This window comes from Paenibacillus sp. NPDC056579 (genome assembly GCF_042793215.1).
Taxonomy (GTDB): domain Bacteria; phylum Bacillota; class Bacilli; order Paenibacillales; family NBRC-103111; genus Paenibacillus_S.
In genome coordinates this window covers 124,527-138,285 of the sequence record NZ_JBHTVD010000010.1, presented here as the reverse complement: position 1 = coordinate 138,285, position 13,759 = coordinate 124,527, and the positions used below count along the sequence as shown (strand labels likewise).

General features: G+C 51.4%; 11 protein-coding genes. 10 read left to right on the top strand and 1 reads right to left on the bottom strand.

The genetic code is table 11. The features are described 5' to 3' along the window. Positions 1–275 precede the first annotated feature (275 nt). The 6 genes from abc-f to ACFQ88_RS30430 all read left to right on the top strand — a co-directional run bounded on the left by abc-f (position 276) and on the right by ACFQ88_RS30430 (position 7,238). Positions 276–1,874, top strand: coding sequence for a ribosomal protection-like ABC-F family protein (abc-f, locus tag ACFQ88_RS30455; RefSeq protein WP_379460245.1), 1,599 nt, complete (start codon positions 276–278; stop codon positions 1,872–1,874). A 1,367-nt stretch (positions 1,875–3,241) separates the two neighbouring features. Continuing rightward, positions 3,242–4,150, top strand: a complete 909-nt coding sequence (gene rbsK / locus ACFQ88_RS30450) for a ribokinase (RefSeq protein ID WP_239634181.1) — start codon at positions 3,242–3,244, stop codon at positions 4,148–4,150. Positions 4,151–4,369: 219 nt separating this feature from the next. Beyond that, positions 4,370–4,729, top strand: a complete 360-nt coding sequence (locus tag ACFQ88_RS30445) for a hypothetical protein (RefSeq protein WP_239634182.1) — start codon at positions 4,370–4,372, stop codon at positions 4,727–4,729. 358 nt (positions 4,730–5,087) lie between these two features. Next, positions 5,088–5,579, top strand: a complete 492-nt coding sequence (locus ACFQ88_RS30440) for a cation:proton antiporter regulatory subunit (protein ID WP_239634183.1) — start codon at positions 5,088–5,090, stop codon at positions 5,577–5,579. A 3-nt stretch (positions 5,580–5,582) separates the two neighbouring features. Continuing rightward, entirely contained in the window at positions 5,583–6,806 is a 1,224-nt protein-coding gene (locus ACFQ88_RS30435) for a cation:proton antiporter (RefSeq protein WP_239634184.1), read from the top strand. Positions 6,807–6,872: 66 nt separating this feature from the next. Further along, positions 6,873–7,238, top strand: coding sequence for a hypothetical protein (locus tag ACFQ88_RS30430; RefSeq protein WP_379460241.1), 366 nt, complete (start codon positions 6,873–6,875; stop codon positions 7,236–7,238). Positions 7,239–7,312: 74 nt separating this feature from the next. Here ACFQ88_RS30430 and ACFQ88_RS30425 read toward each other — a convergent pair whose 3' ends face one another. Next, positions 7,313–7,684, bottom strand: a complete 372-nt coding sequence (locus ACFQ88_RS30425; protein ID WP_239634186.1) for a hypothetical protein — start codon at positions 7,682–7,684, stop codon at positions 7,313–7,315. A gap of 223 nt (positions 7,685–7,907) precedes the next feature. Here ACFQ88_RS30425 and ACFQ88_RS30420 point away from each other — a divergent pair, with 223 nt between their 5' ends. From ACFQ88_RS30420 to ACFQ88_RS30405, 4 genes are all read left to right on the top strand, one after another. Further along, on the top strand, positions 7,908–8,771 hold the full coding sequence (locus ACFQ88_RS30420; protein ID WP_379460239.1) for an NAD-dependent epimerase/dehydratase family protein: 864 nt from the start codon (positions 7,908–7,910) through the stop codon (positions 8,769–8,771). Positions 8,772–8,920: 149 nt separating this feature from the next. Next, the gene (locus tag ACFQ88_RS30415; RefSeq protein WP_239634188.1) at positions 8,921–10,705 is read left to right on the top strand and encodes a sensor histidine kinase; all 1,785 of its coding nucleotides are present in this window, start codon (positions 8,921–8,923) and stop codon (positions 10,703–10,705) included. Beyond that, positions 10,705–12,261 (top strand): response regulator, encoded by a 1,557-nt coding sequence (locus ACFQ88_RS30410; protein ID WP_379460237.1) that lies wholly within the window; start codon positions 10,705–10,707, stop codon positions 12,259–12,261. Before ACFQ88_RS30415 ends, ACFQ88_RS30410 begins: the two co-directional genes overlap by 1 nt. A gap of 106 nt (positions 12,262–12,367) precedes the next feature. Then, the gene (locus tag ACFQ88_RS30405) at positions 12,368–13,687 is read left to right on the top strand and encodes an ABC transporter substrate-binding protein (protein ID WP_239634190.1); all 1,320 of its coding nucleotides are present in this window, start codon (positions 12,368–12,370) and stop codon (positions 13,685–13,687) included. Positions 13,688–13,759: the final 72 nt, after the last annotated feature.

Below are 13,759 nucleotides of genomic sequence, written 5' to 3'. Positions count from 1 at the left end.
AGCCGATGAAGTACTAATCCTTTTTCCAAGAACAAAATCATCGTTCGATACTAAAACGAAATGATGTTTCTGGATAGGGATACGTGTCGGCTTTTTCAGGTAAAGGAAACCCCAACGGTACTGCAGGTCTGCACGATGTGTGGACTAGGATTGATTGTTCCTTGTTAAGCTCAAGGGAACTGTTCAATGATGTATGCACAGTTGCGGTTGTCTTACGCATGAAAAGCTCGTTTATCGATACCTCCTGTCCAGAAATGGAACAAGGAGGTTTTTTTATGTTATTGCTGGAAGCGAGACGAATCAAGCAAACGATCGGAGACCGGCTGCTGTTCGCAGCGGATATGCTTCGCATAGGAGAGCAGGACCGGATAGGCATTGTAGGGCCAAACGGTGCGGGCAAAACGACGCTGATGACACTGCTCGCGGGAGGAGCGGAGCCGGATGAAGGAACGGTTGCAACGAAGGCGGCGCGGCAAATGATACCTCAGCTAAAGCAGGAATCGGAGCAAGGCTCGGTACGGAGCGGCGGGGAAATTACCTCGATGTACATTGAGAGGGCTTTTGACGCTATGCCGGACATTTTGTTCGCCGATGAGCCCACGATGCACCTGGATATCGAGGCGATCAAGGATTTGGAGCAAAAGTGCATCCGCTATAAAGGGGCGATCGTCCTTATTTCTCACGACCGGACCTTTCTGGACAAAGTGTGCAGCGTCATCTGGGAAATCGCAGGGCAGAAGATCACGGTCTATAAGGGCAACTATACCGCGTACTATGAGCAAAAGCAGCTGGAAGCAAGGCAGCACCAGGAGCGATTTGAAGAATATGTGCGGAAAAAAGCCGATCTGGAGCGCGCGATTCGTATAAAGCGGCATAAGGCGGATACGATGCTTAAGGCCCCCAAGGGGACGAATACGTCGGAATGGAGGCTGGCCAAGGATAAAAAGGGCTCGACCCAGGCGGGCGTTCATCAGTCGATCAAAGCATTGGAGACTCGGATCGAGAAGCTCGAAAAGGTGGAAAAGCCGCGCGAGGCTGCTCAGGTGAAAATCGATCTTCCCGGCAGTCCCGCTTATAAAAATCAGACGGTCATCCGATTGGAGCGGCTCGAAGCCAAGGTAGGTTCTAGGCAGCTGTGGAAAGACGTATCACTTGGCATCCCATTCGGCGAGAAGGTTGCACTGATCGGCCCTAACGGCTCAGGCAAGACGACGCTTTTGAAAAAAATCGTGGCCCGTGAAAACGGCGTTGCGATTGCGCCAGGAGTCAAGCTCGGCTATTTCAGCCAAAACCTGGATATTTTGGACCGGGAGGCTACAATCATGGACTGCGTTCTCGCATCGTCCGTTCAGCCGGATGCATTGGTGCGTACCGTATTGGCACGGCTGTTGTTCACAGGGGACGATGTGTTCAAGAAAGTAGGCGTGCTGAGCGGAGGGGAGCGGGTTCGGGTTGCTTTGGCGAAAATATTTTTGAGCGACATCACGGTGCTCATTATGGATGAGCCGACCAATTTCCTTGATATTGAATCGGTTGAAGCGCTGGAGCAGCTGTTTATCGGCTACAGCGGCACGATTCTGTTCGTCACGCATGACCGGATGTTCGTAGAGCGGACGGCGACGCGAATCCTCGAGATTACGGCTGGTGCGATCGTCTCTTACGACGGTACGTACCGGGAGTATGCCGACAGCGGGAAGAAGCCGGGCGATCAGCGGAATGTTGACAGTGAAGAGCTGCTGACTGTCGAGATGAAGCTGACTGAGCTCGTGAGCAAGCTTGGCGAGCCGCTGCTTGCCGGTGAGAAGGAAGAGCTGGAGGAGCAGTTTCAGCGTATGGTGCGGAGGCGGAAGGAGCTGCGGGCGAAGCTGCAGTAGCAAGTGGGTGTGGCAGGAGTATTCCGGGATGATGGCTCTGTTGGCTTTGATAGAACCAGTGTAACCCCGTATTAGGGATCCTGACAGTTTGAGTAGACAGGGTCAGTCAAACTAGTGGATCGTCGTGGCAGAAGGGACCGTGACTTGCAGGACGTTCCGCTGTACGCACTGACACTGTTGAAGGCTATGGGAACGGACCGGAGTGGAAAGTACCTGGCAGGTTGCTCATGCCGTTCCTAAGTGTGTACTTCAGTACTGCAGACATTTTCCGAAAACATCGGGGTGGGTGGGCAGACAATACCGTACAGCAGGCCGATCAGCAAATCACACTACTGACGCTATCCGAACAAAACGGAATGAGGGACTAGGAATAGAGCCGGATAATTGATTCTTGTTTGGCCTATTGAAGGGCTCGTATCAGAAAGTACCGTGCCGCGCTGCTGGATCAGCAAATCACATTCCAAACACTACTCTAACAGACTGGGACGGAAGGACGAGAGTACCGGATAATGGAGCAACCGATCGTGGTTGGCATCAAAAGTAGTGGTTACCCTGGATTGAGCTGATCGTACTACGACTAAATGGGGTTGACCTGCTCCTATTGGTACAATATCGCATACATGAGCATGTCGGAGTGTGCCCTTGATACTATTTCTTAACGAATCGGACCGTAGATCCGTTATTTGCCCCAAAACGGCCCGATTCCTCAAGTGATCGGACAACAGATCCGTTATTGAGCCATTTTGCTGGCCCTTTCTCGCAAAAAGCTCCGAATAACGGATCCGGTGTCCGATCGGGGAGCATTTTCGAGGGGAAATCAGGAATAACGGATTTCCTGTCCGATGAGTTTACAAACATGAGCTGCAGCAACAAATAGTCCGGATCACAGCTGTCCCATCATCGAATGTTACAGAACGGCAAGGGTCACGCTCACTCCTGAAGGGTAATCTTATGCCATAGGCCATAAGATTGGGAATCCCAGTACTGACGAAGCTGCAACGCCGAATCTCCCAGGCCGCTGCCGCTTCCTTGGAGCTTTCCGCTCAAATCGGCCAACAATTACTCTCGCTATTCCGAACCGGCCAAACGGATGATTCGGTATCCAACTGAATGAAGGCAATTTCCAAACATACAATAGATGGTGTGGCATGGCTCAACTCCGTTATATTGAGCAGGCAACGCATTTGAGAAGGTCCCATCATTAGCATCAAACAAAGGGACCGCTGCTTCTCCCATTCGGCAGTCAGCCGGTATCGGATGGAAGGCAGAAAAGCGATGGACGCTCGGGAAAGGTTGTTTATTTTGCTGAGGTCCCTAAGGGTGGTACAATAAACGTAACTCGGATGGATGAGGGAGGGGAGACTGTTATGACGAAGCTGTTGGTGGTAGGCAGCGTCAATATGGATATTGTTACGCAGGTAACGAAGCTGCCGTCTCCGGGGGAGACGGTGAAGGGGCTCGGGACGGACTATTTTCCCGGCGGCAAAGGAGCGAATCAGGCGGTGGCCGCGTCGCTGGCCGGCGGGGACGTTATTTTTGTCGGTGCTGTCGGGGATGACGAGTATGGTATTCGTCTGATCCATTCGCTGCATGAGAAAGGCGTGCGCACCGACTATGTAGTGAAGAAGATGACGAGCTCCGGAATCGCTTATATTAATGTCGATGCGGAAGCGCAAAATCATATTATTTTGTCCGAGGGCGCGAACGGTCAGCTGACCCCGGCCAACCTTGCCAGTCTGTCCCATGCTTTTGCCGATGTGCAAGGACTGCTGCTGCAGAACGAAATCCCGTGGGAAACGACCGTATACGCGATGCAGGAGGCTAGAAGAAACGGCGTATTTACCTGTTACAATCCGGCTCCGGCCGCCCCGGTTCCGCCCGAAGTGTGGCCATTGATCGATCTGCTTGTCGTCAACGAGAGCGAAGCGGAGCAGCTGTCGGGAAGCCGTGTGGAGTCGGCCGGGCAGGGAGAGCGGATGGCGGAGGCACTATTGGAATTGGGAGCTAACGCCGTCTTGCTGACGCTTGGAGAGCACGGAAGCCTGTACGCGGATCGGCAAGGTACGGTCGTGCGGCAGGAAGCGTACAAGGTGAAGGCGGTCGATACGACGGCGGCTGGAGACACGTTTATCGGCAGCTTTATGGTTGCTTACTTGTCAAAGTGGCCCGTCCAGGACAGCTTGCGGTTCGCTTCCGCGGCGGCGGCTTTAACCGTATCCCGCCCTGGAGCACAAGCCTCGATACCCGATAGGAAAGAAATTGGGGATTTTATGTAATCCAAGAGACGCTGCCCGTTCGTTCTACGGGAGCGTCTTTTTTTCGTATATAGAATTTATAATGGGGCTTCCCACAAAGTATCTGATGGACTTCGAAGTCAAAGCTCCACTTAGCGGGGTTAATTGCTACTCCAAATATATTAAAGGCTGAATAATTGAAAAAAAGGCCGATTTGTGGTATAATTTGATCGAAATAAGACTAAAAGGGGGTGAAATTGAATGATAACTCGTTTTATCTCGTCCAATCGCATGTTATCTGTTATGTTTATCGTCGTTTTTATGATCTTTGCCACGCCTACTCCCATTGCGGAATCCAATATCAACGAAACGGCACGGACTACCGTTCAGCAAGGGATGGAGTTTTATTCCACGAATACTACGGTTCGTAAGCAGACCTCTACCTCCGAAACGCTTCGCGTATTGGCTTATTTGGCGACGCTGCATGCTGTTCTGCATAGCTTGATTCCTATGGTTCGCCGCGTGCTTACTGAAGCACATATCTCATTTCACCCTCAGATTGCCCGCCGGTTAACCCGGATGCTGTTATCCCCCCTCAAGTTCTCATCGTTGTACGTGTAGTGTGTCAACCCCTCTTTGTAATTCGCCGATAGTACCATACCGTTTATTCCCTTTGAGGCAATCCCATTTGCCGTGATTAGCTTGTTAGAGCTGTTACTAACGTTTGTTTGAGCTGAGCGTTACTTGCCAGCCAAGCCATTGTCAAAAAGTTAAGGTATATTCTCATTCTGCTCTCTTGACCTTCTTTTTCAAAAATGAAAAGAAAAAGGTTTGTTTGCTTCTGCTCAAAAAATAGAGTCAGCAGACGTTTGTTTGCTTCTGCTCAAAAAAATAGGGTCAGCAGACGCTTATTTGATTGCGCCTAATTGTTTACTGCGTTAAAACGATAAAGTGAATTTTCATACAGGAGGACAGGTTTATGACAATAAGAGAAAGCGATCTCCCGGGAATCGGGAAAAAGTTTCAAATAACCACTCGCGGCGGCGATAAGCTGGTAATCGTCATCCATGACGACGGCCGCAGGGAATGCTACCATTTCGATCACGAAAACCCGGATGACAGTGTTTCCATGATTACGCTGGACGATGACGAAGCGCGTCTGGTCGCAGGTATTATCGGCGGAATGACTTATAAGCCGAAAGCTTTGGAATCGATGGAAATGGCTCTGGACGATCTCATTATCGAGTGGTACCGGGTGGAAGCCGATTACGGCTGCGTCGGCAAATCGATCGGTGAGCTGAATGTGCGCAAACAGTCGGGGGCGACCATTATCGCCGTCATTGAGAAGCGATCCAAGCAGATCAACCCGGGGCCGGATGTAATTCTTACTGCGGAGAGCATGGTAGTGGTTGCGGGCGAGAGGGGGCAGCAGAAGCTTTTCAAACAAATTTTAATGAAGGGAAGTGAATGACCTATGAACTACATTGTCTTTGAGATAGGGGTGGCGATAGCGCTGATTGCTTTATCGGGCTTGCTGTCGGCGAAGCTCCGCTTTTCGGTCATCCCGTTTTATATATTGGTAGGTATGGCGGTCGGACCGCATTCCTTCGAAATTTGGCACATCGATCTCCGGTTTATCCAAAGTGCGCCGCTGATTGAATTTTTAGGCCGTATCGGCGTTCTGTTCTTGCTGTTTTATTTGGGGCTTGAGTTTTCCGTAGGCCGATTGATCAAATCGGGACGCTCCATAGCGGTCGGCGGAACGATCTATATTTTGATCAATTTCACGCTTGGCTTGTTGTTCGGCTATGTAGCGGGCCTGCCATTCCTGGAAATGCTCGTTGTCGCAGGCATCACGACGATATCATCCAGCGCGATCGTTGCCAAGGTGCTGGTCGACCTGAAACGAACGGCGAATCCGGAAACCGAGATGATTCTCGGAATCATCATGTTCGAGGACGTGTTCCTGGCGATCTATATCTCCATCGTCTCCGGATTGGTGCTTAGCGGCTCCACATCACTCGCCGGTATCCTGACTTCGGCCCTGATAGCGCTCGGCTTCATGCTGCTTGTGCTAATTGTCGGCCGCAAAGCGGTACCCCTCTTGAACCGGATGTTGAATATTCGATCTAACGAACTGTTTTTGCTGGTTATTTTCTCGATATTGTTTATTATCGCAGGCTTCTCCGAAACCATCCATGTAGCCGAAGCGATCGGCGCTTTGCTCGTCGGTCTGGTGCTTGCCGAGACGGAGCATATGAAACGGATCGAGCATTTGATTCTGCCGTTTCGCGATTTCTTCGGAGCGATCTTCTTTTTCAGCTTTGGTCTTACGATCGATCCGTTCTCGCTTGGCGGAGCGGTATGGCTTTCTCTGGTTGCGGTGGTGCTAACGCTGATCGGCAATTTTGCCGCAGGCATGTGGGCCGGACGATACGCCGGATTATCCCCTAAAGCATCGGTGAATATCGGGCTGACCATCGTGGCGCGCGGCGAATTCTCGATCATCATGGCCAACCTGGCCAAGGCTGGCGGCCTACTCCCTATCGTGCAGCCATTCGCTGCATTGTATGTACTGATCCTAGCCGTTATAGGACCGCTGCTGACCAAGGAGACCAAGCACATTTATGCCGGCCTGGAACGGATCCGCAAGCTGACGGGTACGAAGAGGAACAAGACTGTATCGCCCGACCGGTAAAATTGGACTTGATTCACAACGCTAGTAAAGGCTTCTAACCGAACAGTAAGTGAGGAGGGATGGAACGTGCGGCATCTCAATTCCATGTTGGGCAGGTTGGTGAACGACTCCTGCTGGCTGCGTCGAATGACGGTCAACAGCAGCCGTGGCGAGCTTATTATTACAGTAATTCGGAACACTACTAGACATGAACCCATAATTCAGAGCAGCAAAGCCGGTGACCAGATCACCGTTCATACGATACAGCTGATTATTTCCCGGCTGGAGGTAGTAACATTGACGGATTTCATCCATGCTATCGATCCGGAAGCGGTGATTGATGTAGTCGGATATTCTCCCGAAGAGACACCGGTGAGAAGAGGATGGAAGCGTCATACGCGCCATGATCTGCCGGATGTCACGAAGTACGGCAACGAGTGGCGGGATTCGTAAAACGAAAAAAAACCAAGAGAGCAGGCACCGGGCAGTCTTAACCGTCGGGTATTTACTCTCTTGGCTTTTTTGCTTCATGTGCCTTGGGACATACGGACCCGCTGGCGCAATTCAGCCGCGACCTCGCGGGGATGATCGATCTGAAAGATGACATACCGGTACGTGTCGTGTCCGTTTAATTCGACAATGATGAGGGAGTCCGGCTGCTCATAGGATAAGAAATACCATTCGTTCCTGTATTTAAAGCTGCCTTCATAAATATGAAGCGGTGCCAAGGATGTTCCGGGCATGCGGAGCATCCAGAGCGGAGCGTGGTAGGAATCGACCAGAACGCTGTGAACCGTGCGGTACGGGACGACAACCTTGGATTTAAAAGCAAAAATGCGCGTCCAACCTTGAAGCTGCAACGTAAATTGTGTCTCATCAAAAAGTACGTTTCTACCCATTACGGACATACCTCCTTGATCAAATACGCTGTAGTCTAAGCATAACATACTTGTCCATAGGGGACTATGGATTGTCTAATAAGGAGTCATTTTCCTGACAAGGGGATTAAGAATGGTATATTTCAAATAATGAAAATTGGCTCTATTCGATGTACCAAATGTCCGTTAAAGTAGTTAGCATAACTATCCAACATGAATCTATTCATATTAGGAGGTATCTCGGATGAACATATTTGTTGCAGGATGTACCGGGGCTATAGGCAGACGGATGGTTCCGGAACTGGTAAGAAGGGGGCATGAGGTGACGGGAATGATCCGAAATCCGGATCAGAGCGAGCTGATCGAGCGGATAGGGGCGCGTGCGGTCATTGCCGACGTGTTCGACAGGGAGGCCGTGTTCAAAGCGGTGGAGCAAGCGCGGCCGGAGGTTGTCATCCATCAGCTGACGTCCTTAAGCACCCGCAATTTTGCGGACAATGCCCGAATCCGCATAGAAGGCACGCGCAATCTGGCGGATGCGGCTTTGTCCTCCGGCGTTAAGCGCATGCTCGCGCAAAGCATTTCCTGGGTTTATGAGCCCGGTGAAGGGCCTGCTTCTGAAGCGGTGCCGCTGGATATGGGGGCTCCGTCCCCGCGGAAGGAGACGGTAGCGGCGGTTCACGCGTTGGAGTCGGCAGCAGCCGAGGTTCCGGAGCACGTGATTTTGCGCTACGGTATGCTGTATGGACCGGGCACTTGGTATGAGCGCGGGGGTTACATGGACGAAGTCATTCGCGGCGGACAGGCGCCGTCAACGGATGGGGTCGCTTCCTTCGTCCATGTGGAGGACGCTGCCATGGCGGCTGTAGCGGCCCTGGAATGGCCTTCCGGCCCGGTAAACATTGTTGACGACGAACCGGCCAAGGGGACCGAATGGCTGCCGGTGTTTGCCGAAGCTATCAGCGCGCAGTCGCCCGAAATTACGCAGGGAGGCAGCGGCTGGGAGCGGGGAGCGTCCAACGCCAAGGCCCGTAAGGAGTATGGCTGGCAGCCGCTTTATCCGTCCTGGCGGACAGGCTTTGCACTAAGTATGGCATCCAAGTCTTAGGCAAGGGCAGTCGGATTTCATACAAGAGGATATCCAACAGTGCCGATTTTCCGGTGTTTGGCATCTTCCGGGCATTAACATTGGCTGCACGGGGCTTCCTGTAGTACGATAAGGGATACGCGATGCAGTTATAAAGGGGGATGCCGGTAATGATCAAACGGTTACCGTTTCCGTTGGGTACGATAACGAAAAATTGGAAAATAAAACATAAAGTCATTTCTCTCATTTCGTTTATTATGGCTTTTTGTTTTCTTATCACTTACTTTGCGCTCCAATATGCGTATTCCATCTATGACGAGCAGCTGTATTCCAAATCGTCGCAGCTTCTCAATCTGTCTTCCGGAGGGATTGAGAACGAGCTGCAGCGGCTGGACAAGCTTTCCTTCACGATAGCGACCGATCCGCAAATTCAAAGTCTGCTTCGAGCGATTAACGAGGATACGCCGGAGTTTGAGAAATACCGGCTGCGGCGGTTCGTCTCGGATAGGCTGGTCCAGTTCGCAGGGTACGAGAAGTACATTTACTCCATGGAGGTCACCGACCGGCTGGGTGAGCAAGCGATGGCGGGACAATCGTCCCAGGCGACCGTTGCCAAAAATCAGACCATTCTCGAGGAGTCGGCCAAAGGCTCCGGGGAAACGCGCTGGATATTCCCTGATCCGGACGATACTTATTTGATCGCTGCCCGTGAGATCAGGTCATATGAGGATTTCAACCTGAACCGGATCGGCACGCTGGTCGTTCGCATCCGTTTCGATAAGATCGTCGATGACGTCGTAGAGGGAACGGAATTGAAGAGCGGAGAGATGCAGATCGGCTCCGGACAGCATATTATTTATCCTGCAAACCCTGCTGACCATGCGCAGACGCAAGTCATGGCCATACCCGGCAACGAGGAGTGGAGCCGCGGCGGCTATTTGATCAAGCAGATCAATGACAGGCCGTATTTCCTGACGCAGATCCGATCCGGCTATTTGGGCTGGTCGTATTTGAGCCTTGTCCCATATGATGCGATTTTCAACAAAATTGTTCTGATGAAGCGGATTTTGCTTATCGGATTTGTCGCCAGCCTGCTGGTGGTATTGGCGATTGCGATCAATTTCGCCCGGAGTCTTACGAAGCCGATTGAAACCCTGATTGGCCGGATGAGGCAGGTGCAAAAGGGTGATTTCAGCCTGACGGAGGCCGAATTGTCCGAGCAGCCGATGCTGCAGATGGATGAAGTCGGCCAGCTGCAGCGGACGTTCCGTATGATGATCCAGCAGATCAACGAATTGATCACGGAAAATTACGCGAAGCAGCTGACAATTAAGGAAACCCAATTCAAAGCGCTGCAGGCGCAAATTAACCCGCATTTTTTGTATAACACTCTCGACTCGATCAACTGGCTGGCCAAGACGAACGGGCAGCCGCAAATTTCGCGGATGGTGGAATCGCTCGGCTTTTTGCTTCGCAACTCGATCAGCTTGCGGGAAACGCTCATTACGGTGAGCGAGGAGCTCGATATTGTCATGAGCTACATTACGATCCAGAAATACCGGTTCGAAGAACGGCTCGTGTTCGAGATGGATGTGCCTGACGAAGCAAAGAAGCTTATTCTTCCGAAATTCACTCTCCAGCCTCTTATCGAGAATGCGATCCATTATGCGGTCGAATCCATGCTGGAGCCTTGCCTCATTCGAATACGAACCGATAGAGAGCCTGGCGGGCTTATTCTCATTGTAGAGGATAACGGACCGGGAATGGACGAGCAGCTGTTGGAGCAGGTGCGCCGGGGAGAGGCGAGAACCCGGGGAAGCGGGATCGGCTTGAAAAATATCGAAGAGCGTATCATACTTGCATTTGGAGAAGAGTACGGCATTCGGTTGGACAGCCAACCTGGCAAAGGGACTCGCGTCTCTATCATCATACCGGATGAAACGAGGGAAACGTAATGTATAAAGTATTGCTGGTGGACGACGAACGAATCATTTTGGACGGTATATCGAGAATTGTCGATTGGGAAGGGGCCGGGACGGTGCTCGCCGGTACGGCCCGCAACGGGATCGAGGCATACGAATTTGTATCCGTCAACCGGCCGGATATTATCATAAGCGATATTAAGATGCCGGGGATGGACGGCTTGCAGCTGGCGGCGAAGCTCCATGCGGACTTTCCGGATATCCGGGTTGTCCTGCTGTCAGGCTTCGGCGAATTCGAATATGCGCGTTCGGCTATGGAATATGGAGTGAAGCATTACTTGCTGAAGCCGTGCAACGAGAACAAAATTATGGAGGTGCTTCAGGAGCTCGTCGGGGAGCTGGAGCAGGAGCGCGAAAGCGAGCAATTCGTCCGCACGATGCGGGAAGGCCTCGAGAAAGTGCTGCCTTATGTAAAGGAGCAGTTTCTGAAGGAATTCGTGACGAACAAGACCTACGGCAACCGGGATTGGGAATATTACCGGCATTTGTTCCGGGTCGATCTCGGCAGCCGCCACGTGCGTCTGCTTCTCTTTCATTTGGACGGCCCGTTCGAGTTCGAGCACTTGTTTGCGGTGAAAAACATCGCCGAGGAGCTGCTGGACAAAACCGTATTGAGCTCTACAGTCGGAGATCACGTTCTCATCGTTGTTGAAGATCCTGAGGAGCTGAGCGTACTTCTTGAGAGGATCGGGAACATTCGTGAGACGTTTCTTCGTTATTACCGGATCGATCTGACAATAGCTCTGAGTGAAGCGGATGTCATTACACGCACCCGCAAGCTGTTCAAGCAGACGCTGGAATGCTTGAATTACCGGTTTTATTTGGGCGAGGGCAGCGTGATTACGGAGCGCGATATCTTAGGCTTGACCACGGAGTCCGCCGAGTCCGGCGACCTGAATTTCAACGAGGAGCATCTGATGCTTCAGATTAAAACCGGGCGCTGGGAAGAGGCATCCCGGGAGATCGACTTGTTCTTTCAGCGGATTGCCGAGCTTCGTTCCGATATCGCGACTTCGCAATCGTACGTCATTCAGCTGTTTATGGCGATGATCCGTCTCGGCAAATCGGACGACATGAGCCGCTACATGGATCAGATGGTGAAGCTGATGCAGCTCGATACGCTTCAGGCGATCCAGGCTTTCTTCAAGGAGGCGGCGGAGCACATTACGCTGCTTCATTACGAGCAGACGAAGACGAAGAACAGCGCCATCGTCAGCAAAGTGATCGATATCGTGAACAACCATCTCGGCGATCCCGAGCTGTCGCTGAACTGGGTGGCTCATCAGATGCTGTATATGAACTCGGATTATTTGGGGAAACTGTTTAAAAAAGAAACCGGGGAAAAATTTTCGAACTACGTCATGAAGACGAGAATTTCCAAAGCGATCGATTTGATCGAGCAAAATAGGGACATTAAAATATTCGAGCTAGCCGAGCAGCTCGGATTCGGCGATAATCCGCAATATTTCAGCCAAGTGTTCAAAAAATATGCCGGCTGTACGCCGTCGGAATATATGAAGTCCAATTGAACACCTCTGTTTTTTAAACAAGGAGAACGGTTTTTTGAATTCTATTTCTGATCCTTACACGAGATAATAGCTATGTAACCACGAACCATCAGGGGAGGAAATAGAGATGAAGAAAGCGTTGCCAATATTGCTCTCGCTGTCCGTCGTTTTAACTGCCGCAGGCTGTGGAGGGAATGCAGCTTCCGGAGGAGATACATCCAAGCAAGCGGATTCCGCCGCTTCCGGCAGCAAGGACCCGGTAACACTGCGCATTGCGTGGTGGGGCGGTCAGGCAAGACATGACTATACTTTGAAAGTAATCGAGCTGTACCAGAAGAAAAATCCGAACGTGAAAATTGAAGCCGAATACGCTTCGTTCGATGACTACTGGAAGAAGCTGGCTCCTCAGGCTGCAGCGAACGGCTTGCCGGATATTATTCAAATGGATATGTCCTACATCAGCCAGTTCGGCGGCAGAGGTCAGCTGGAGGATCTTCGCCCTTACACGACCAACGGGAAGCTGGATACTTCGGCTGTGAACGCGAATACGCTGAAGAGCGGGGAATACGACGGCAAGCTGTATCAAATTCCGCTCGGGGTCAATGCTCTCGGCGCTACGGTAGACCCGGATATCGTTACCAAAGCAGGGGCGACTATGCCGGCTAAAACCTGGACATGGGACGACATGGAAGCACTGGCCGGGAAGCTGAAATCGAACGGCAAATTGCTTGCAGACTACCTGCGCTACGATGTGTACTTCCCTTATTATTTGCGCACGATCGACCAAAAAATGTACAGCGCAGACGGTACTAGCCTTGGCTACACCGATGATAAAGCATTTATCGAATACTACAAGCGTTATCAAAAATGGTACGACGCAGGCTATCTGCTGAGCTTGGATAAGCTGGCTCAGAAGAAGTTTACGCCGGAAGACGACGAAATGGTATTGGGCAACGCGGTGGGCAGCTTCGCATGGTCTAACCAATACGTAGCTTGGTCTGCAGCGGCGAAACGTCCGACGGAATTGATTCCGATTCCTGGCCCGAACGCCAACAAAGGCTTGTTCCTGAAGCCAAGCATGGGCTTCTCCGTAGCGAAAAGCTCGAAGCAGAAGGAAGAAGCGGTTAAATTCATTAACTTCTTCGTTAACGATATCGAAGCGAACCAAATTATTAAAGGCGAGCGCGGAGTACCTATCTCTTCCAAGGTACAGGATGCTCTGAAGCCGTCGCTGTCTCCTGCCGAAGTGAAAGTATTCGACTATGTGGCATGGGCAGAGAAGAACAGCAGCCCGATGGATCCTCCGAACCCAGTCGGTTCCATTGAAGTAGAGAAGCTGTTGAAGGATTTGAGCGAGCAAATTTTGTACAAGAAAATTTCTGTAGAAGACGCGGCTGCGAAATTCCGTAAGGACGCGAACGCGATCTTGGCGAAAAACAAAAAGTAATTTATTGTTTAGATCGTACAGAACGGACCTGGACAGCTCCATTGATGGAGCCGTTCGGGTCTGTTTTTTTGT

Excerpts from the sequence above, each read along its gene's own strand:
- ACFQ88_RS30420 (WP_379460239.1), top strand. The coding sequence starts at position 7,908 with ATGAACATATTTGTTGCAGGATGTACCGGGGCTATAGGCAGACGGATG.
- ACFQ88_RS30435 (WP_239634184.1), top strand. The coding sequence starts at position 5,583 with ATGAACTACATTGTCTTTGAGATAGGGGTGGCGATAGCGCTGATTGCT.
- ACFQ88_RS30415 (WP_239634188.1), top strand. The coding sequence starts at position 8,921 with ATGATCAAACGGTTACCGTTTCCGTTGGGTACGATAACGAAAAATTGG.
- ACFQ88_RS30410 (WP_379460237.1), top strand. The coding sequence starts at position 10,705 with ATGTATAAAGTATTGCTGGTGGACGACGAACGAATCATTTTGGACGGT.
- rbsK (WP_239634181.1), top strand. The coding sequence starts at position 3,242 with ATGACGAAGCTGTTGGTGGTAGGCAGCGTCAATATGGATATTGTTACG.
- ACFQ88_RS30425 (WP_239634186.1), bottom strand. The coding sequence starts at position 7,684 with ATGGGTAGAAACGTACTTTTTGATGAGACACAATTTACGTTGCAGCTT.
- ACFQ88_RS30445 (WP_239634182.1), top strand. The coding sequence starts at position 4,370 with ATGATAACTCGTTTTATCTCGTCCAATCGCATGTTATCTGTTATGTTT.
- ACFQ88_RS30405 (WP_239634190.1), top strand. The coding sequence starts at position 12,368 with ATGAAGAAAGCGTTGCCAATATTGCTCTCGCTGTCCGTCGTTTTAACT.
- ACFQ88_RS30440 (WP_239634183.1), top strand. The coding sequence starts at position 5,088 with ATGACAATAAGAGAAAGCGATCTCCCGGGAATCGGGAAAAAGTTTCAA.
- abc-f (WP_379460245.1), top strand. The coding sequence starts at position 276 with ATGTTATTGCTGGAAGCGAGACGAATCAAGCAAACGATCGGAGACCGG.